Origin of the sequence: Actinosynnema mirum DSM 43827, assembly GCF_000023245.1 — a bacterium.
Taxonomy (GTDB): Bacteria; Actinomycetota; Actinomycetes; order Mycobacteriales; family Pseudonocardiaceae; genus Actinosynnema; species Actinosynnema mirum.
Window position 1 is genome coordinate 408,121 of sequence record NC_013093.1, and the last position, 19,793, is coordinate 427,913.

Annotated in this window: 16 protein-coding genes; 7 read left to right on the plus strand and 9 right to left on the minus strand. The window is 74.3% G+C overall.

Going from position 1 to position 19,793, the window contains the following annotated elements:
• Positions 1–67 precede the first annotated feature (67 nt).
• The 5 genes from AMIR_RS01900 to AMIR_RS01920 all read right to left on the minus strand — a co-directional run bounded on the left by AMIR_RS01900 (position 68) and on the right by AMIR_RS01920 (position 7,865).
• The gene (locus AMIR_RS01900; protein WP_205590369.1) at positions 68–1,642 is read right to left on the minus strand and encodes a methyl-accepting chemotaxis protein; all 1,575 of its coding nucleotides are present in this window, start codon (positions 1,640–1,642) and stop codon (positions 68–70) included.
• Between the two features lie 226 nt (positions 1,643–1,868).
• Positions 1,869–3,431 carry a GAF domain-containing protein gene (locus tag AMIR_RS42560; protein ID WP_012783006.1) on the minus strand — a complete coding sequence of 521 codons (1,563 nt, stop codon included), beginning with the start codon at positions 3,429–3,431 and terminating at the stop codon, positions 1,869–1,871.
• 172 nt (positions 3,432–3,603) lie between these two features.
• The gene (locus AMIR_RS01910; protein ID WP_012783007.1) at positions 3,604–5,256 is read right to left on the minus strand and encodes a vWA domain-containing protein; all 1,653 of its coding nucleotides are present in this window, start codon (positions 5,254–5,256) and stop codon (positions 3,604–3,606) included.
• Between the two features lie 498 nt (positions 5,257–5,754).
• Complete coding sequence (locus AMIR_RS01915; protein WP_012783008.1) at positions 5,755–7,164, minus strand: HAMP domain-containing sensor histidine kinase; 1,410 nt, start codon at positions 7,162–7,164, stop codon at positions 5,755–5,757.
• Complete coding sequence (locus tag AMIR_RS01920; RefSeq protein WP_012783009.1) at positions 7,164–7,865, minus strand: response regulator transcription factor; 702 nt, start codon at positions 7,863–7,865, stop codon at positions 7,164–7,166. The genes AMIR_RS01915 and AMIR_RS01920 overlap by 1 nt, the downstream gene beginning before the upstream one ends.
• Before the next feature lie 153 nt (positions 7,866–8,018).
• Between AMIR_RS01920 and AMIR_RS01925 the strand changes: the two genes are divergently transcribed.
• The 3 genes from AMIR_RS01925 to AMIR_RS01935 are packed head-to-tail and all read left to right on the plus strand — an operon-like array spanning position 8,019 to position 10,525.
• Entirely contained in the window at positions 8,019–9,362 is a 1,344-nt protein-coding gene (locus AMIR_RS01925; RefSeq protein ID WP_012783010.1) for a ferredoxin reductase family protein, read from the plus strand.
• A gap of 37 nt (positions 9,363–9,399) precedes the next feature.
• Positions 9,400–9,807, plus strand: a complete 408-nt coding sequence (locus AMIR_RS01930) for an FMN-binding protein (protein ID WP_012783011.1) — start codon at positions 9,400–9,402, stop codon at positions 9,805–9,807.
• 4 nt (positions 9,808–9,811) lie between these two features.
• A complete protein-coding gene (locus tag AMIR_RS01935; protein WP_012783012.1) occupies positions 9,812–10,525 on the plus strand; it encodes an FAD:protein FMN transferase in 714 nt (237 codons plus the stop codon).
• A 278-nt stretch (positions 10,526–10,803) separates the two neighbouring features.
• Here the strand turns inward: AMIR_RS01935 and AMIR_RS38635 are convergent, their stop codons facing one another.
• Positions 10,804–11,220, minus strand: coding sequence for a hypothetical protein (locus tag AMIR_RS38635; protein WP_143760616.1), 417 nt, complete (start codon positions 11,218–11,220; stop codon positions 10,804–10,806).
• 73 nt (positions 11,221–11,293) lie between these two features.
• The gene (locus tag AMIR_RS01945; protein WP_012783014.1) at positions 11,294–12,331 is read right to left on the minus strand and encodes an ADP-ribosylglycohydrolase family protein; all 1,038 of its coding nucleotides are present in this window, start codon (positions 12,329–12,331) and stop codon (positions 11,294–11,296) included.
• Between the two features lie 171 nt (positions 12,332–12,502).
• Here AMIR_RS01945 and AMIR_RS01950 point away from each other — a divergent pair, with 171 nt between their 5' ends.
• Positions 12,503–15,325, plus strand: coding sequence for an AfsR/SARP family transcriptional regulator (locus tag AMIR_RS01950; protein ID WP_012783015.1), 2,823 nt, complete (start codon positions 12,503–12,505; stop codon positions 15,323–15,325).
• Positions 15,326–15,515: 190 nt separating this feature from the next.
• Here the strand turns inward: AMIR_RS01950 and AMIR_RS01955 are convergent, their stop codons facing one another.
• A complete protein-coding gene (locus AMIR_RS01955; protein WP_012783016.1) occupies positions 15,516–16,292 on the minus strand; it encodes an SGNH/GDSL hydrolase family protein in 777 nt (258 codons plus the stop codon).
• Between the two features lie 172 nt (positions 16,293–16,464).
• On the opposite strand from AMIR_RS01955, the gene AMIR_RS01960 reads away from it, so the two are divergent.
• Together AMIR_RS01960 and AMIR_RS01965 are read left to right on the plus strand one after the other, a co-directional pair.
• Positions 16,465–16,842 (plus strand): hypothetical protein, encoded by a 378-nt coding sequence (locus AMIR_RS01960; protein WP_143760617.1) that lies wholly within the window; start codon positions 16,465–16,467, stop codon positions 16,840–16,842.
• 160 nt (positions 16,843–17,002) lie between these two features.
• On the plus strand, positions 17,003–17,734 hold the full coding sequence (locus AMIR_RS01965; RefSeq protein WP_143760618.1) for a DUF3159 domain-containing protein: 732 nt from the start codon (positions 17,003–17,005) through the stop codon (positions 17,732–17,734).
• 56 nt (positions 17,735–17,790) lie between these two features.
• On the opposite strand, the gene AMIR_RS01970 is transcribed toward AMIR_RS01965, so the two are convergent.
• On the minus strand, positions 17,791–18,783 hold the full coding sequence (locus tag AMIR_RS01970; protein WP_012783019.1) for an LLM class flavin-dependent oxidoreductase: 993 nt from the start codon (positions 18,781–18,783) through the stop codon (positions 17,791–17,793).
• Between the two features lie 116 nt (positions 18,784–18,899).
• On the opposite strand from AMIR_RS01970, the gene AMIR_RS01975 reads away from it, so the two are divergent.
• Positions 18,900–19,781: a LysR family transcriptional regulator gene (locus AMIR_RS01975; protein WP_012783020.1), complete on the plus strand. Its 882-nt coding sequence runs from the start codon at positions 18,900–18,902 to the stop codon at positions 19,779–19,781.
• The last annotated feature ends 12 nt before the right edge of the window (positions 19,782–19,793 follow it).

Consider the following 19,793-nt stretch of genomic DNA (forward strand, 5'->3'; position numbering starts at 1 on the left):
GGAGGCCGGCGGGTCAGCCCGCCGACCTCCCGGTGGTCCCTGCGCGGGGGCGCGCCCCCGCCCGACCTCAGATCCGGAACCGGTCCACCTGCTCCTGCAGCTCGGCCGACATCCGGGACAGCTCCATGGCCGCGCCCTGCGTCTCCACCACGGTCGCCGAGGTGGTCCGGGTCGCCCCGGCCACCGTCGAGATGCTCCCGGCGATCCGGGTGGTCCCGACCGCGGCCTCGTTGATGCCGCGGTTCATCTCCTGCGTGGTGGCGGTCTGCTCCTCCACCGCCGAGGCGATGGTCAGCTGGTAGTCGTTGATCCGGGCGATGATCTGCCCGATCTCCTCGATCGCGGTCACCGCGCCGCCGGTGTCGGCCTGGATCGCCTCCACCCGCCGCGAGATGTCCTCGGTGGCCCGAGCCGTCTCCTGGGCCAGGTCCTTGACCTCGTTGGCGACCACCGCGAAGCCCTTGCCCGCCTCACCGGCGCGCGCGGCCTCGATGGTGGCGTTCAGCGCGAGCAGGTTGGTCTGCTCCGCGATCGAGGTGATCACCTTGACCACGTTGCCGATCTCCACCGACGACTCGCCCAGCTTCGCCACGGTCGCGTTGGTCACCGCGGCGGCCTGCACGGCCTGCGCCGCCACGTCCGCCGCGTCGCTCGCGGACTGCGAGATCTCCTGGATCGCCGCGCCCATCTGCTCGGCCCCGGCGGCGACGGTCTGCACGTTCCGCGAGACCTCCTCCGAGGTCTCGGCCAGCTCGTCGGTCCGCCCGGCGGTGTCCTGCGCGCTCCCGGCGATCCGGTCCGCCGAGGAGCTGAGCTGCCGCGAGTTCACCGCGAGCGCCTGCGCGCTGCCCGCCAGCGCGGACACCGCGCCCCGCACGTTCTCGGTGGCCCGGTTCACCGCCACCGCCATCTCGCCGACCTCGTCACGCGAGTCCACCGGCGCCGACCCGGTCAGGTCGCCGTCGGCCATCGAGGCCAGCACGTCGCGCACCCGCTCCAACCGCCGCCCGATGCTGCGACCGGTCAGCAGCGCCAGCAGCAGCGCCAGCGCGAGCCCGACCACCAGCACCCCGACCGTCCACAGCCGGGCGGACGCGACGGTCGAGTCGGCGGCCTCGGCCGCCGCCTGGCCCTCGGCCTGCTCCAGCGCCGACAGCGCGTCGATCGCGGAGTTCATGCCGTTCTCGGAGTCGGTGAACGCCTTGCCCAGCTCGGCCACGCTCGTCGGCACGGTCACGCCCGCCGGGGCCGCGTCGCCGAACAGCACGACGTTCAGCAGTCCCCGGTAGGTGTTCCAGGAGGCGCCGTACAGCTCGACCTGCTGGCGCCACCCGGCACTGGTCGACGGCGTGGAGGTGTAGGCGGAGCCCGCCGCGTCCAGCTCGGACTCGGCGTCCTTGACCAGCTTCTCGCCCTCGGCCTTGCCCTCGGCCGAGTCCGCGGTGCCGAACAGGTACATGCCCCGGTACATGGCGGCTGTCGCGTTCTGCACGCGCAGCAGGTTCGCCTGCCGGACCATGCTCTCGTTCTTGATGCCCTGGACCTGCTCGTTCAGCGTGTCCAGGCGCACCCACGACACCGCGCCGGTCACCAGCGCGACCAGTGCGACGACGCCGACGGCGAGCAGGATCTTCACGCTCACGCGCGCGTTCGTCCACCACCCCGCGCCGGTGGTGGCGGATCGGTCCGTGGGGTTGCCCATGGTGCTCCCTCTGCGGTGGGGTGGTTGCCCGGTCGGGTGACCAGGTCTTGTGGCCCCGAACGGCCGCGCGCCACGCCTCCTGAGGGGAATCCGGGAGGACGTGGCGCGGGTCGCACGAGCGGGTGAGCGTGGAAGACGCGCGTGGAGGGCGCGGGTGGAGGAGAGGTCAGGCCCCGACGATGTCGCGGGTGACGGCGGCCTGCTCGGTCAGCACACCGCCGATCATCGTCTGGGTCTCGTTGATCCGGTCGACGATGTGCTCGATCTCGGCCAGCGAGGTCACCACGCTGCTCGCGTCGGACTGGATCGCGCTGATCAGCCGCGCCACGTCCTCGGTCGCGCGGGCGGTGCCCTGCGCGAGGTCCTTGACCTCGTTCGCGACGACGGCGAAGCCCTTGCCCGCGTCACCGGCGCGCGCGGCCTCGATGGTGGCGTTCAGGGCGAGCAGGTTGGTCTGCTCGGCGATGCTGTTGATGACCTTCACGACGTCGCCGACCTCGTTGCTGGACTGCGCCAGCCTGCCGACCGCCTGGTTCGCGCCGCTGGTCAGCGTGGCGGCCTCGGCCGCGACCCCCGTCGCCTGCACGACGTTGCGCTCGACCTCCTCGATGGAGGTGACCAGCTCCGCGCCCGCCGAGCTGATCCGGGTCGTCTCCCTGATCCGCTCCAACGACTGCGACACCAGGAACGCGGTGTTGCGCAGCGCGTCCGCCCGGCTCTCGGTCAGCTCGATCTCCGACAGGGAGAAGAAGTCCATCGTGCCCACGACCGCGCCGTGCACGACCAGCGGCAGGCACACCCCGGACTTCACGCCCACCCGCCGCGCCGCGGGCGCCCGCACGCAGTCGGTCATGTCGGCCAGGTCCGGGACGAACAGCATCTCGCGCGACTTCCAGGCCCGCCCCGCGAGCCCCACGCCCTGCCGGAACGAGGCCTCGCGGGTGATCTTGCGGAACTCCTCGCCCGCGTCGCCGGACTCGGTGACGTACCGCAGCTCCTGCCCGGTCGGGTCCACCGCCCAGAACGAGCCGTACGCCCAGCCGAACTCGCTGCGCACCGTGTCCAGCGCCTGCCGGGTCGCCTCCTCCTCGGAGGTGGCCGAGCCCAGCCCGCGCAGCACCGCGTTCACCGCCTGGATGTCCAGCGCCGACGCGGCCTGGCGCTCGACGTCGACCACCCGCTCCATGGCCTGGGCGACCAGCAGCCCGATGCTGCGCAGCACCTCCAGGCGCTGCTTGGACGGGTTCAGCTCCTCCAGGGAGAAGAAGTCCATCGTGCCGACGACCCGGCCGTTCTCGGTCAGCGGGAAGCAGATGCCGGACTTCACGCCGACCTTCTGCGCGACGGGCGCGCGCACGCAGTCCCGCAGCGTGCCGAGGTCCCCGACGAACACCAGGTCGCGGCTGCGCCAGGCCCGTCCGGACAGGCCGACGCCCTCGGCGAACGAGGCCTCGCGGGTGACCGCGCGGAACTCCTCGCCCGCGTCGCCGGACTCGACCGCGAACCGCAGCGCCCCACCCGTCCCGTCCACCTGCCAGTAGGAGCCGTACACCCAGCCGAACCGCTGCCTGACGACGTCCAGTGCGGCCTTGGCGGCGTCGCGGGAGGACTTGACCCCGTCCAGCGCCTTGACCACGGCGGTCACCGCGGCGGTGTCCTGCTCCGCCTCGGCCAACGCCGCCAGTGCTCGCGCGAGTTCCGCTCTGACTCGGTTGCTGGTGAACGGCACGACGGTGCTCCGCTCTCTTCGCCGGACTCTGTTTGCCGGTCTCGATCGGGGGAACGCCAACGGCCTCGCCGAGTTGAGGACTAACCGGACTTTTCCTGAGCGGACCGGGCGACCCCCCTCAGGTTCGGGGCCGCCCGGCCGTTACCACCGCCCGCTCAGGGCTCCCGCGCGCCTACTCCTTCTCCACCAGGACCTGGTACGCGACGCCGCCCAGCTCCTCGTCGCCCAGGCGCTGCACCACGTGCAGCAGGTACTCGCCGCCCGGCTCGCCGCCGTGGAACTCCAGGCCCGCCGTGAACCGCTCGCCGGGCCGCACCGCGATCCCGATCAGCGCCGCCTGCTTCGGGTCGAGCACCTGCACGGCGCTCTCGCCGACCCGCTCGATCCCGCGCGCCTGCCCGCCGGAGGCCTGCCACCGCTCGAACAGCTCCCGGCCCAGGTCCACCACGACCTTGCCCGCGCCGACGAACGGCTTGCCGGGGCTGGTGAACAGCAGGTCGGTGCGGATCTCCTTCTCCACCGCGTTGCCCAGGGTGAAGCTCGTGCGGCCCGGAACGGTCGGGCGCACCCGCACGGTGTCCACGTTCCGCCACGCGATGTTGTTGTTGTTCTTCGCGTTCTGCGCGGTGTTGGCGCCCTCGACGTGGGTCATCGGGTCGTTCGCGGACACCCAGCGCGCCAGCAGGCAGAAGTGGCCGGGGCCCGGCACGTTCGTCCACGGCACCTTCACCACGGTCGTGCCCGCCGGGACGGTCGCGGCCTGCTGGCCGATGAACGTCCAGTCGCCGCCGGTCGCCTCGTTCCACACCGTCGACCCGCTCGGGTTCACCCAGTACAGCTTGAGCGTGCCCGCGCCCGTGCCGGACCCGTACGGGCCGGGGTTGTTCAGCCGCACGTGGATCCAGCTCGTGGAGCCCACGGGCGGCTGGTAGGTCGTGGCGCAGTCCGCCGTGGTCGGGCAGACCTTGATGTCCGGGCTGGCCCACACCGAGCCGTTCGGGTTGACCTCGACCCCGTTGTCGGTGGTCTGGTCCCGCATGAACACGTCGGTGCGGCGGCAGTCGGACAGCGCCTTGCGGATCGCGTCGGCGGTGCCGCTGCCGTCCGCCTGGGCCTGCACGTAGACGCCGCTCGTGGTGGTGGCGTAGTTCTGCATGATCGGCGCGATGGTCGGTGTCATCGACGGCGAGGTGGGCACGTAGACCGCCGACAGCTTGACGCCCGCCGCGAGCGCGCTGTTCGCCACGGCGGTGGCGCTGGCCTGGTCGGCGGCGGTGAAGGCGTCGTCGAAGCCGCCGGGGCGGGCGTCGGTCACCAGCACCACGAACTTGCGCGCGTTCGAGCGCCACGGGCCGGTGAAGTCGGCGTTCTGCGGGATGCCCGCCGCCGGGCGCAGCGACACGGCGGTGCGCAGCGCCTCGTCGGATGCCTCGGGCTCACCCCCGCCGCCGGACGCGGCCAGCACGTTCGTCACGTAGCCGGTCACGGTCCCCGCGTTGCCCGCGGCGAGGCCGGTGACCACGTTGATCGAGTCCTTGAACGTGACCAGCCCCAGCCGGTAGTCCCCGCCGGACGCGGACACCACGTCGCCGACGACCGCGTTGATGCTGGTCTTGATGTTGTTCAGGGCCCCGCCCATGCTGCCGGTGTCGTCGAGCGCGAACACCACGTCCATCGGCCCGCACCGGGAGGCGGCGGGCGCGGCGGCGGCCACCTGCTCCACCCGCTCGGCCGGGGGCGCCGCGTGCGCCACGGCGTGCGGGGCCGCGGCCAGCGCGGCGGCGGCCAGCGCCACCGCCGCGGTGGTTCTCCGGGGAACAGCCATCTTCCGGACCTCCCTCGCTCACACCCCGGCCGCTGCGCCGGGGGTCTGCGGATCGCGCCGGGACCTCGGTGTCCCGGCACGCCGGACGGAGGTGCGGGGGAATGCCGGAAATACGCCCCGATACGGGGACGTCGGGTATCGGAAGAAAGCTCGCGCGGGCGATCCTATGACCTTTGTAGGGGGTGCCAGTTCACCCGCCGGGAGGAATCGTCGACGAGGTTCCAGGCGGCGAAGGGGCGGGGTCCGCACCTGGTCGGGGGAGTGGCGGGGCATCCCGACCACGACCTGCGCCCTGGCGGCGCAACCGGCGGAAAACCGTCACCGCGCTTCGGGAAACCGCACCGCCGGGGATGTCCGGGGGGTTGGCGGGAGCGCGCGCGGGGAACCGCATTGATCGGGTTTCCGGGTCGGCTCCCGAACGAGCGCGGGAAGTTCACCGGAAAGGTGGTTGTCCTCGCGCCGCCAGACCGGTGCGCGCGGACCGGCGGGTGCGGGCCGTCAGCGCGGCAGCGTGATCGTGAACGTCGTCGAGCCCGGACGGCTCTCCAGGTCGAGCCGCCCCCGGTGCGCCTCCACCAGCGACCGCGCCACCGCCAGCCCCAGCCCGCTGCCGCCCCGGTCGCGGGTGCGCGAGTGGTCCACCCGGTAGAACCGGTCGAAGATCCGCTCCTGGTCGCGCGCCGGGATGCCGGGGCCCGAGTCGCTCACCCGCACCACCGCGTCGCCGCCCACCACGTCCACCGACACCGACACCGCCGTGCCCTTGGGCGTGTGCACCGCCGCGTTGGTCAGCAGGTTGTCCAGCACCTGCCGCAACCGCCCCGCGTCGAACCGCATCGGCACCCTCGGGTGCGCCACCGCGAGCGCGACCGGATGCCCCGGCCGCGCCACCCGGAACGCGTCCACCGCCTGCCCGACCAGCTCCACCAGGTCGCCGTTCTCCGGCCGCACCGGCAGCTCGGCCTCCGCCGAGTCCAACCGCGCCAGCAGCAGCAGCTCCTCCAGCAGCACGCTCATCCGCGCCGCCTCGGCCCGCAGCTTCTCCAGGTGCGCCTCGCGCTCCTCCGGCGCGTTGGCCGCCGCGTACCGGAACAGGTCCGCGTACCCCCGGATCGAGGTCAGCGGCGTGCGCAGCTCGTGCGAGGCGTCCGCGATGAACCGGCGCAACCGCTGCTCGGCCGCCGTCCGCGCGGCCAGCGAGCTGTCGATGTGCTCCAGCATCGTGTTGAACGCCGTCCGCAGCTCGGCCACCTCCACCCCGCCGTACGAGCCCTCCGAGCGCACCGGCAGCCGCGCCGAGTCGGTCAGGTCGTGCGAGGTGATGTCGTGCGCGGTGCGCGCCATCTCGCTCAGCGGCTGCAACCCGCGCCGCAGCACCGCCCGCCCGACCACCACCAGCGCCACCAGCGCCAGCGCGAACAGCGCCACCAGCACCATGGTCAGCTGCTGCACGGTCGTGGTCAGGTCGTCCATGGGGGCCGCGCTCACCAGCACGGTCCCGTTGCCCGCGGGGCAGCCGCGCACCCGGTAGGTGCCCTCGCCCTCGAAGTGGACGGTCTTGAACACCGGCTGGCTCCCGGTGACCAGCGTGGCCACCTTCGCCATCGGCCGGTCGTCGTCGGGCAGCTTGTGCGTCGGCAGCGGCGCGGCCACCCCGTCCCGCACCTCGTACACCGCGTAGTACCAGCCGTACACCGGCCCGAGGACGTCGCCGTTCTCCTTGAAGTCCTTCTCCTGCGCGATCTGGGTGGACTTCATCTGCGCGTCGAGCTTGCGCGCCAGGTAGTCCTCCATGGAGGTCACCACCAGCGCCCCGACCAGCCCGAACACCGCCAGCGCCAGCGCGCCCAGGCCCAGCGCGAGCCGGGTGCCCAGCCGCATCCTGCGCCCGGTGACCAGCTCGCGCATCAGCTCGGCGCCCGGCGCAGCACGTAGCCCACCCCGCGCACGGTGTGGATCAGCGGCTCGTCGCCCTCCACGTCCAGCTTGCGGCGCAGGTGCGACACCACCAGCTCCACCACGTTCGAGCGCCCGCCGAAGTCGTACTCCCACACGTGGTCCAGGATCTGCGCCTTGGTCAGCACCGTGGGGGAGCGGCGCATCAGGTAGCGCAGCAGCTCGTACTCGGTCGGCGTCAGCGTCACCAGCCGGTCGCCGCGCCGCACCTCGCGGGTGTCCTCGTCCAGCACCAGGTCGGCCACCTTCAGCACCGAGCGCTTCCACGACGGCCCGGTGCTGCGCCGCAGCACCGCGCGCAGCCGCGCCATCAGCTCCTCCACCGAGAACGGCTTCACCAGGTAGTCGTCGCCGCCCCTGGTCAGGCCCGCGACCCGGTCGGCGGTGCCGTCGCGCGCGGTCAGGAACACCACCGGCACCATCGCGCCCTCGCCGCGCAGCCGGTCCAGCACGGTGAACCCGTCCACGTCGGGCAGCATCAGGTCCAGCACCACGATGTCCGGCTGGAAGTCCAGGGCGGCCCTGATCGCGGCCTCGCCGCTGCCCGCCGTCACCGCCTGCCACCCCTCGTAGCGGGCGACCGTGGCCACCAGGTCGGCGATGTGCGGCTCGTCGTCGACGACGAGCAGTCGGACCGGTGAACCGTTCTCCACGCGTACATCCTGCGCCAGGCGGCGGCCCGCGCGGTACCGGATCGACCGCCGACAGCGAATCGACAGGCTCCGACAGCCGATCGACAGGTGCGGAACAGGACCGCCACAGCTTCGCGGCCCAAGCTTGCGGCAGTCCCCACCCGAGGAGCCCCCGTGACAACCCTCCAGGCCCAGGCGCCCGCGGTGCGCCCGAGAGCGGCGGCCCGCACCGGCCTCCACGCCGTGCTGGGCGCGAACGCCGCCGTGGTCGCGGTCCTGTTCGCCCAGGCCGGATTCGGCTCGAACGCGCTGATCCTGCTCGGCAGGCTCACCGGCCTGTACGCGGCGCTGGTGCTGGCGTTCCAGCTGCTCCTGGTGGCCAGGCTGCCGTGGTTCGACCGGCGGCTCGGCATGGACCGGCTCACCGCCTGGCACCGCGTCACCGGCATCTCGGTGGTGTGGCTGCTGGTGGCCCACGTGGTGTTCATCACCACCGGCTACGCGCAGCTCGCCTCGCTGCCGCCGCTGGACGAGCTGGTGCACCTGGCCACCACCGTCGAGGGCGTGCTGCGCGCCGTGGTCGCGGTGGTGCTGGTCCTGGTGGTCGGCGGGGCGTCCGCCCGCTGGGCGCGGCGCAGGCTCGCCTACGAGACCTGGCACTTCATCCACCTGTACGCGTACCTGGCCGTGGTGCTGGCGTTCTCGCACCAGGTCGCCGCGGGCACCACCTTCACCTCCTCGCCGCTGGCCACCGCCTACTGGTGGGCGCTGTGGGGCGCGGCGCTGGCGGCGGTCCTGGTCGGCCGGGTCGGCCTGCCGCTGTGGCGCAACCTGCGGCACCGGCTGCGCGTGGCGGCCGTCGTGCCGGAGTCGGACGACGTCGTGTCGATCCACATCACCGGCCGCGACCTGGACAAGCTGCCCGCCCGCGCGGGCCAGTTCTTCCTGTGGCGCTTCCTGGAGCGCGGGCGCTGGTGGCAGGCCAACCCGTTCTCCCTGTCCGCCGCCCCGGACGGCCGCTCGCTGCGGCTGACCGCGAAGGCGCTCGGCGCGGGCAGCGCGTCGCTGCGCTCGCTGAAGCCGGGCACGCGCGTGTTCGCCGAGGGGCCGTACGGCGCGTTCACCGCGCTGCACCGGACCCGGCCGAACGCGCTGCTGATCGCGGGCGGGGTCGGGGTGACGCCGGTGCGGGCGCTGCTGGAGGAGATCGGCGGGCACGCCGTGGTGGTGTACCGGGTCAGCGAGCGGCGCGACGCGGTGCTGCTGGACGAGCTGCGCGGGCTGGCGCGTGCCAAGGGCGCGGTGCTGCACGTGGTGACCGGCGCGACGGCCGACCACGCCCCGGACGCGCAGCCGCTCGGGGCGCGGGCGCTGGGCGCGGCGGTGCCGGACGTGCGCGAGCGCGACGTGTTCGTGTGCGGGCCGAGCCGGATGACGGATGCGGTGCTGGCGTCCCTGCGGGAGCTGGGCGTGCCTGCGAACCAGGTCCACGCCGAGCGCTTCACCCTGGCCCGATGAGTCCGCTGTCCACGTTGCCGCTCATGGAGGAGAAGTCGTGAAGAGGGCGATCCCGGTCCTGCTGCTGACCATCGCGGGCCTGGTCCCGCTGTGGCGCTACGAGCCGCGGGCGGAGACGACGACGGTGGCGGCTGCCGAGGTCCCGGCGGACTCCGGGGCCGGGTCCGGGTCCGGTTCGACCGCGGCCGGCCGGGTGGTGGCGGGCGAGGTGCAGGAGACCCGGTACGGCCAGGTCCAGGTGCAGCTCACCTACGAGGGCGACCGGATCACCGCCGTGACCATGCTCAAGCAGCCGGGCAGCGCGCCCACCCGGCAGGCGGTGCCGGTGCTGGTGGAGGAGACGCTGGAGGCGCAGAGCGCGGAGGTCGACTCGGTCTCCGGCGCGACCACGACCAGCGCCGCGTACGTGAGGTCGCTGCAGTCGGCGATCGACTCGGCGGAGTGAGCCCGTGCGCCACGTCGAGCAGGTCATGGGCTTCCCGGTCTCGGTCAACGTCCCGGACGGCGACGGGCACGGCGCGGCGGTCGCGGACGTGTTCGAGTGGCTGCACGAGGTCGACGCCCGCTTCAGCCCGTTCAAGCCGGGCAGCGAGGTGAGCAGGCTGGGCCGGGGCGAGGACGTCGAGCCCTCGCCCGACCTGGCGCACGTCCTGGCGGTGTCCGAGTGGTACCGGGAGGCCACCGGGGGCGCCTTCGCGGTCCGCAGGGGCGGGGTGCTGGACCCGTGCGCGGTGGTGAAGGGCTGGGCCGTCGAGCGGGCGGCGGACCTGCTGCGGTCGGCGGGCGTGCCCCGCTTCGTCCTGAACGCGGGCGGCGACGTCGCGACGGAGGGCGGCCCGTGGCGGGTGGGCGTCCGCCACCCGGATCACCCGGACCGCTTCTGCGCGGTCCTGGAGGTGGACGGCCTGGCGGTGGCGACGTCCGCGCGCTACGAGCGCGGCGACCACATCGTCGACGCCAGGACCGGCGAGCCGGTGACCTCCCTGCTGAGCCTGACGGTGGTCGCCCGCTCGCTGGAGGTGGCCGACGCGACCGCGACGGCGGCCTTCGCCCTGGGCCGCGAGGGCGTGGCGTGGGCGGCGTCCCGGCCGGGCTGCGAGGTCCACGCCGTGGACGCCGACCGCAGGGTCCACCGCACACCGGGCCTGCCGCTCGCGCCCTGACCGCTCCCCGGCGGCCGGGGAGATCCACAAGGGACGGTGCCGGATTCCCCGGAACCACGTGACCGGGCCGAATACCTCTGCTACGGTTCCGCGCACGGGGTTTTCCCCGCTCCACGCAGGTCAGCCAGGTGCTGCGCTCGGGGCGTCGCCCAGGCGACCAGCGGGAGAGCCGACCTCGGTCGCACGCTTTCGGGAACGCGCGGCCGAGGACGGCTTCTCATCACAACGCCGGGACCGGCGCGGGGGATTCCCCCACGCCCACGACCGGGTGGTCGCGCTCACACCGAAGCCCGCCGCGCCCGCCCCACCCGCTCGCCGAGCCGAACCGGCAGGCGCTCACTGCGGACGAGCGCCCGGTTCCCGCCGGGGATCTCGAAGCCGGGACGCCCGGAGTCGGAGCGCGGGGGCCGCTCCTGCCTGCCGATCTCCTCCGGCAGCAGGCCGAGGACGACGTCCCCGTCGTCGGTCGCCCGGTGCGCGTGGCGCCCGTGCTCGGCGAGGACCAGCATGACCACCTGACCGCCGATGAGGGACCAGCGGCGGTCCAGCTCCTCCCCGAGGTCGAGCAGCGTGTGCCACGCCGACTCCTGGGGTCCGGCATCGGGGGCAGGAGAACCGGGGCGCGCTCGAAGACCACGATCGCGATCGGCAGCGCCTTCCTGAGCCTGCGCCGCGCCGTCGCAGCGAGCGGTCAACCGCGACCGCTCGCTGCCTGCCGGCCACCCGCTCGCCGAGGCTCGTGCCAGCCACAAACCTCGGCACAACCCCTCACGCGTACAGCGACTCGTCGAACTCCAGCCCCGACACCGAGCACCCCAGGTCCGCCCCGAGCGCGGCCAGCACGTCCACCAGCTCCAGCCCCGCCAGCCACTCGCGCGGCAGTCCCGCCGTGCCGTGCAGCGCGCCCAGGATGTTCCCCGTCAGCGAGGCCGTGGCGTCGCTGCCGCCGGAGTGGTTCGCCGCCGTCCGCAGCGCGTCCACCACCTGCGACCGCTTCGGGTACACCAGCACCGTGTGCACCGCGATCGCCAGCGCCTCCGGCCCGGTCCACCCGCTCCCCAGCCGGTCCACCCGCACCGGTCCGCCGGTCGCCCGCTGCTCCTCCGCGTACACCACCGCGCGGTTCAGCGCGTTCGCCGTGTACGGGTCGTCCCGCAGCACCCGCCCGATCACCTGGTCCACCGCCTCGCGCAACGGCCGCCCGCGCACCGCCAGCAGGTGGATCAGCAGCGCGAACGCCCCGCCCGACACCCACCCCCCGGTGCCGCCGTGCGTCAGCGCCGCGAACCGGCACCCCAGGTCGTACGCGATGTCCGGGTGCGGCGCGAAGCCCGCCGGGGCCGTCCGGGTCACCCCGTTGCAGCCCGACGACTCGTTGATCGGCGCCTCCGGCGTCGGCGGGACGTCGGCGGCCAGCGCGCGCAGGCACGTCAGGCCCGGCGACCGGCTCGCGTACAGCCGCCCCTGCGCTAGCAGCCCGGTGGCGCCCTCGTCGGGCGCGGCGAACTGCTGGGTCACCAGCCACCTGCGGTAGCTGTTCCACACCTCGTCGACCGGCTCCCACTCGCCGGTGCGCTTCCCGCGCACCCACGCCCGCAGGTACCCGTCCGCGCTGAACAGCGTCAGCTGCGTGTCGTCGGTCACCAGCGCGGGCCACGGCGGCTCCAGCACCCCGTCCGGCCCGTGGTCCCGCTGGATGTCCGGCAGGCCCAGGTACTGCACGGGCGCGCCGAGCGCGTCGCCGAGCGCGCCGCCCAGCAGGCACGCCGCGCCACGGTCCACCACCGCCATCGGCTCGCGCGGCACTCGCCCTCCTGCACTGCGGCGCATCCGGGGGCCAAACCCCAACCGCCGTTCGGTCGTCCGGTCATCGCACCACAGAAGTTGTCCGGACAAACACTACTCGCAGGTATCCACCGGGAGATGTGGCGCACCTGAACGTGTGACCGGTTCACGAAAGACGGCGGGGGGAGGGACATGGGTGACCGGAGCAGGTGCGGTCTCGAGTTCGGCGTCCTCGGTCCGCTCAGGGTGGTCGCGGACGGCGGGCCCATCGCGATCGGGCGCAGGGGGGTGCGGGCGCTGCTGGCGGTCCTGGTCCTGGAGGCCAACCGGGTCGTGCCGATCGACGAGCTCGTCGACCGCCTGTGGGGCGACGAGCCGCCCGCGACGGCCAGGACCATCGTCCACGGCTACGTCTCGCGGCTGCGCAAGGTCCTCGACGCGGCGGACCCGGCGGGCTCCGCGCGCATCCTCACCACCCCGCCCGGCTACCAGCTGGCCGTCGACCCGTGGCGCCTCGACCACCACCGCGCCCGCAGGCTGATCTCCTCGGCGCGCGGCAAGCCCGCCACGTCCAGGGCCCCGCTGCTGCGCGACGCGCTGCGGCTGTGGCGCGGCCCGGTGCTGGCCGACGTGCCCAACGCCCCCGGCAGCGACCTGGCCGAGCTGCGCCTGGTCGCCTTGGAGGAGCGGGCCGCCGCCGAGCTGGAACTGGGCCACCACCTGGAGGTCGTCGGGGAGCTGCGCCAGCTGGTCGCCGAGCACCCGTTCCGCGAGCGCCTGGTCGCCCAGGCCGTCCTCGCCCTCTACCGCTCCGGCCGCCGCGCCGACGCCCTCGACGCCTACCAGCGCTTCCACCGCAGGCTCGTGGACGAGCTGGGCATCGACCCCGGCCCGGACCTGCGCGCCTTGCACGAGCGGGTGCTGCGCGACGACCCGGCCCTGCTGCCCGCCAGGGCCCCCGAGACCCCCGGCGTCGCGCCACGTCCCGGCGTGGTCGTGCCCGCCCAGCTGCCCGCCGCCGCCAGCGGCTTCGTCGGCCGCGACGAGGAGCTGGCCTGGCTCGACCGGCTGTGCGACACCCGCGACCGGGACGCCACCACCACCGCCGTCCTCGACGGGCCGCCCGGCATCGGCAAGAGCGAGCTGGCCGTCGCCTGGGGCCACCGCAGGGCCGCCCAGTTCCCCGACGGCCTGCTGTTCGCCCAGCTCGGCGGGCACGCCGACGACGAGCGCGCGCGGGTCGGCCCGGACGAGGTGCTGGCCAGGTTCCTGCTCGCGCTGGGCGTCCCCGCCGACGCCGTGCCCAGGGGGACGGCCGACCGGGTCGGCCTCTACCGCTCCGTGCTGGCAGGCCGCCGCGTCCTGGTCGTGCTGGACGACGCCCGCGACGCCGAGCACGTCCGCCTGCTCCTGCCGCCCGGCTCCGGCTCGCTCGCCCTGGTCACCAGCAGGCTGCGCCTCGGCTCGCTGGTGGTCAGCGCGGGCGCCCGCGTGCTCACCCTGGACGTCCTCGCCGAGGACGAGTCGGCCCGGCTGGTCGACGAGGCCGTGGGCAAGCCGCTGTCCGAGCAGGAGCCCGACGCGGTCCGCGACCTGGCCCGGCTGTGCGGCAACCTGCCGCTGGCGCTGCGGATCGCCGCCGCCAGGCTCGTCTCCAGTCCGGAGTGGGCGGTCGCGTCGCTGGTCGACGCGCTCGCCGACGACAGCACCCGCCTGCGCGCCCTCGACCTCGCCGACGCGGACGCGGGCGGCGGCGTCGGCGTGGCCCGCGCGCTCGCCCTGTCCTACCGGGAGCTGCCCGACGAGCTGGCCGAGGTGTTCCGCGCCGCCGGGCTGGTCCCCGGCCGCAGGGTCACCGCGCAGGCCGTCGCCGCGCTGTGCCGGACCGACGCGGGCACGGCGGCCCGCCGCCTCGCCGAGCTGGCCGACGCGCACCTGCTGCTGGAGCGCGGGCGCGGCGACTACGCCCTGCACGACCTGGTCCGCCTCTACGCCAGGGAGCTGCTCGCCGACGTCCCGCCCGAGCGCACCGCCGCCGCCCTCGGCAGGCTCCTGGACCACTACCTCGCCGCGTGCGACCGGGCCCGCAGGCTGCTGCGCCCGGCCACCGACGGCCTCGACCCCGGCCAGTCCGACCACCGCGCCGCCCGCCCCGCCACGTCCGGCCAGGCGCTGCTGTGGTTCGACAAGGAGTGGCCGAACATCGTCGCCCTGGCCAGGGCGGGCGCCGAGCGCGGCCTGCACCGCCGGGTGTGGCAGCTGGTCCGGCTCGTGCACACCCGCTGCGCGGTCCGCGCGGTCGACGACGGCTGGTCCGAGCTGGCCGCCATCGGGCTCGCCTCGGCCCGCGCCGAGGGCGACCCGCGCGGCGAGGTGCTGGTGCTGCACGCCGCGCACAGCGTGGCGCTGCGCACCGGCCCGGCGCCCGGTCCGCTCGCGGACGCCCGGCGGGCGCACCGGATCGCCGAGGGCCTCGGCGAGGCCCGCTACCTGGTGCTGGCGCTGGACCAGCTCGCCTCCGCGCTGCTGGCGACCGGCGAGACCGGGGCGGCCATCACCCGCTACCGCGAGGCCGTCGAGGCGGCCCGGCGCGACGGCGACGTGCTCGGCGAGGCGCACGTGCTCAACAACCTCGCCCAGGCCGAGCAGGCCGCCGGGCGCAGGGAGACCGCGGCGCGCCACCAGTTCCAGGCCGCGGAGCTGTTCCACCGCACCGGCGACCAGCGCGGCCACGCCCTCGCGGTCGGCAACCTCGCCGAGCTGTACGCGGAGCTGGACCTGCTGGTGGAGGCCGAGGAGAGCGCGAGGCAGGCCGTGCAGCTCGCGGTCGGCGGGACCATGCGGTACGAGGAGGCGTTCGGCCGCCAGGTCCTCGGCGCGGTGCTGGCCCGGCGCGGCGAGCGGTCGGCGGCGCGGGCCGAGCTGGTGGAGTCGCTGCGGCTGTTCGAGCGGCTCGGCTCACCGAGGGCGGCGTCGGTCCGGATCGCGCTGGACGGCCTCGGCGGGGTGTTTTAGCGGCTGTTTAGCCCGCCGTCCGCCGAACGTGGCAGGTTGGGCGGCGCGCGCGGGCCTCGCCCGCGCCAGGGGTGGTTCCGGGGGGCTCAAGCACCCAGGGGGGAAAGCCACCCCGACCCGGTCGGGCCGGCGTTCGGGGGAGAGCGCCGGCCGGGCCGGGTCGCCTTCAGGCGTCCCGGCCCGCGTCCGGCTAGTTGTTCTCGCCGCTGCTGATCGGCAGCAGCTCCGGCCGCTTCGGCACGACGCCGTCACCGAGCGACGCGCCCCGCAGGTGCCTGGTGATGAACGGGACCACGTGCTCCCGTGCCCACTTCAGGTCCTGCCTGCGCTGGGTCATCCAGTCGTCCTCGGCGACCACCGGCCACGGCGTGCGCCACTGCTCCTCCTGCTCGTGGCCGAGCAGCTCGGCCACCCGCAGCGCCACCCGCTGGTGCCCCTCGGGCGCCAGGTGCAGCCGGTCCGGACCCCACGCCCTGATGTCGTGCAGCACCGTCATCGACCACAGGTCCACGACCTTGCAGTTGTAGCGCTCGGCCACCGACCACAGGTGCGAGTTGTAGATCGCCACCTTGCCCCGCAGCGAGCGCAGCACCGGCGCGTGCCTCGGGTCGAAGCCCGTGAAGATCACGACCTCCGCGCCCGTGGCCCGCAGTTCGGCCACCGCGATCTCGTACACCTCGGCCACCGCGTCCGGGTCCGCCCCTGGCATGAGCAGGTCGTTCCCGCCCGCGCAGAACGTCACCAGGCTCGGCTTGAGCGCCACCGCGACCGGGACCTGCTCCTCCACGATCGCCTGGAGCAACCTGCCCCGGATCGCCAGGTTGGCGTACCTGAACCCCCGCTGGCGCGAGGAGATCATGGCCGCCAACCGGTCGGCCCACCCGAGATACCCGCCGTGGGGTGCTGGATCGTCCAGGCCCTCGGTGAAGCTGTCCCCCACCGCGACGTAGCTGTCCAACTCCTGCACAGCTCCTCCCTCCTGCGCGACACCCCCGCACCGCGCGGACAAGGATGCTCTCGCACTTCGGATTCGCGCCACCTCCGGGTCCCGCGAGACGGGACGCGCGTATCACTCGATGGTGGGACAGGGTGTCGGCAATGGGCGTTTCGCCGGGTGCCCGCACGTAGCCTTGCCGACCGTGCCCCGACTTCCCCTCCCGGCGGTGACGTTCGCGCTGATCGCCGCGCTCACCGGCATCACCACGGCCGTCCTGCTCGACGACGGCCCGCCGAAACCCGCTGAGGGGCAGCGGATCGAGCCCAGCCGCACGTCCTCGGCCCCGGCGGGCGACGGCCCGCCGATGGACCACGGCGGGGGCGTCGACCCGACCAGCGCGACCCCGAGCACGGTCACCGAGACGTCCAGGGTGGTCGTCACGAAGGTCCCGCAGGTGACGTCCACCACCACGACGAGTGCGACGGAGATCACGACTTCCACGACCGCCCCGACGCGCCCCTCCGAACCCGACCGGCGACTGACCGTGACCATCGGATCGCGCGAGCTCACCATCGGTTAGCGGTCCGGTTCATCCCCTTCGATCTTCTTCGTCCCGGTCCGCGCTGGTGGCCGCCGCTCGGCGGACCGCGCTCGGGCGCGCGGGGCGGGCGCCACACCGACACGCGACCGTTACCGGGGTGCGTGGTCGCGGTAAGGGTCCCCTCATGCACCCTGGGAGCATGACCGACACTCGTCAGGAGTCGCTGGCCGAACTGCTCGGCGGGCGCAGCGGGGCACTCGACGCGTCACTGCCGCCCGCGGTGTTCGCGCTCGGCTGGCTGCTCGGCGAGCGCTCCATCGGCGCGGGCGCGCTCGCGGCGGTGCTCTGCGGCGTGGTGATCGGCGCCTACCGGCTGGCGCGGGGCGGCAAGCCCAGGGCGGTCGTGGTGAGCCTGACCCTGGTGGTGCTCGCGGCGTACGTGGCGCTGCGGACCGGCCGGGCCGAGGACTTCTTCCTGCTGCGCATCCTGCTCAACGTCGGCAGCGCCCTCGTGTGGGCGGCGAGCATCGTGCTGCGCTGGCCGCTGCTGGGCGTGGTGGTCGGGCTGGTCACCGGGCAGAAGCTCAAGTGGCGCAAGGACCCCGACCTGATGCGCGCCTACCGGTACGCGAGCTGGCCGTGGGTGGGGCAGTACCTGCTGCGGGTGGCGGTGTTCGGCGGGTTCTGGCTGGCGGGGCAGGTGGTGGCGCTGGGGGTCGCGCAGGTCGCGCTGAGCTGGCCGCTGCAGGTGGTGTGCGTCGTGGTGAGCTGGTGGGTGATCCGCAGGTCGCTGCCCGCCGACCACCCCGGCCTGCGGCACCCGCGCGTGCCGGGGGAGCCTGCCGAGCCCGCGCAGGCAGCCGGTCCCGCCGTCGAGAACCCCGCGCCCGCAACGGGTTCCGCCGTCGAGAAGCCCGAGCGGGTCGACTAGGGCCCGTCCCACCCGAAGACCGGCGGGACGGGCCCCGGAGCGCAGATCCCCCGGCGCTAGGCGGTTTCCGCGCGCACCGCCGGGACCACCTCGGTGAGGAACAGCTCCAGGCTGCGGTTGGTCATCGCCACCGGCATCCCGCCCACGTCGAACTGGCCGACGTACCGGTCCACCCCGAGCACCTCCCGGTGCCGCAGGATCTTGTCCACCACCTCCTGCGGGCTGCCCACCAGCAGCCCGGCGCGCAGCCACTCGTCGTAGACGCCCCTGGGCATCCCGTCCCTCATGCGCGGGTGCAGCGAGAAGTAGTCCGAGTAGTACGGGTAGAAGTCGTCCTTCGCGCCCTGCGAGGTCCGGCCGACGAACATGTGCCCGCCGCTGGCGAGCCGGAGCGACGCCGGGTCGTGCCCGGCCTGCTCGCCCGCCCGCCGGTACAGCTCGGCCGTGCCGCGCGAGGTCTCCGGGCCGGTGAAGAACGCCAGGAACATCGGCGTGCCCAGCACCCCGGCCCGGATCGCCGACTGCGGCGTGCCGCCCACCCCGATCCACACCGGCAGCTCGGGCTGCAGCGGCCTCGGCACGACGTCGACGCCGTTGACCACCGGCAGCTCCCGCGAGCGGGTCAGCTCCAGCAGCGCCTTCACCTTGGTGTCGAACAGCTCGTCGTAGTCGCGCAGGTCGTGCCCGAACAGCGGGAACGACTCGGTGAACGCCCCGCGCCCCACGATGACCTCCGCCCGCCCGCCGGACAGCTGGTCCAGCGTCGCGAACTGCTGGAACACCCGGACCGGGTCCTGGGTGGACAGCACGGTCACGCCGGAGGCGAGCCGGATCGACGAGGTGACCCCGGCCAGCGCGGCGAGCACGATCTCCGGCGCGGAGACGGTGAACTCGCGCCGGTGGTGCTCGCCGATCGCGACGACGTCCAGCCCGGCCCCGTCGGCGGTCCTGACCTGGTCGACCAGGTCGGCGAGCCGTCGCGCGACGTCGGCGGGCTCCCCGCCCGAGCGGGGGGCGAGGTCGCCGAACGAGTAGATGCCGAGTTCCATCGGGGTTCCTTCCACGAGTGCCTTCACCCGGTCCAACCGGGTGCTCGGGACGCCCCATCCCAGCTCCGCCGCACCTGGCGGAGTTGTCTTCCATCTCTCCGGGAGATAATCGCGGGGTGGAACTGCGGCACCTGAAGCACTTCGTCGCGCTGGCCGAGGAGTCCAGCTTCACGAGGGCGGCCGAGCGCGAGCTGATCGTGCAGTCCGGCCTGTCCTCGTCGATCCGGTCCCTGGAGCGCGACGTCGGCTCCGAGCTGTTCGTCAGGGGCTCCCGCCCGGTCCGCCTGACCGCGGCGGGCCGGGCGCTGCTCCCCGGCGCGCGGCGCACCCTGCAGGAGTCCGAGCGGGCCAAGCAGCTCGTCCGGGACGTGCGGGGCCTGGTCGCGGGCCCGTTCACCATCGGCACGCTCCCGCTGCACAACCGGGACGTGTCGTGCCGCTTCGTGAACTGGCTGGCGTCGTTCGCGACCGCCCACCCCGGCCTGGACATCTCGGTGCGGCAGCCGGGCCGCGACCGCGCGCTGGCGCTGGTCGCCGAGGGCGGCCTGGACTGCGCGGTCGTCACCGGCGCGCCCGCCCGCCTGCCCGGACTGCGGGCCACCCGCCTGTCCACCCAGCCGGTGGTCGCGCTGCTCGCGTCGGGCCACCCGCTGGCGGGCCGGGACGGGCTGGCGCTGGCGGACCTGGCGGGGGAGCGGTTCGTGGACACCTACCCCGGCCACGAGAGCCGGGACCTGGTGGACCTGGCGTTCGCCGAGCGCGGGCTGACCCGGCGGATCAGCTGCGAGGTGGTCGACCTGCCGATGGTGTTCAACCTGACCAGGGCGGGACTGGGCGTGGCGCTGGTGCCCGCGCGGACCGACCTGCCCGCCGAGGGCGTCGTGGCGGTGCCGCTGCGCGAGGAGGGCCTGGTGCACACCGTGGACCTGGTGCTGCCGAAGGACCCGGCGACGTCACCGGCGGCGGCGGCGTTCGCGGCGCACGTGGCGGCCGGGTAGGGCCGGGGCGCG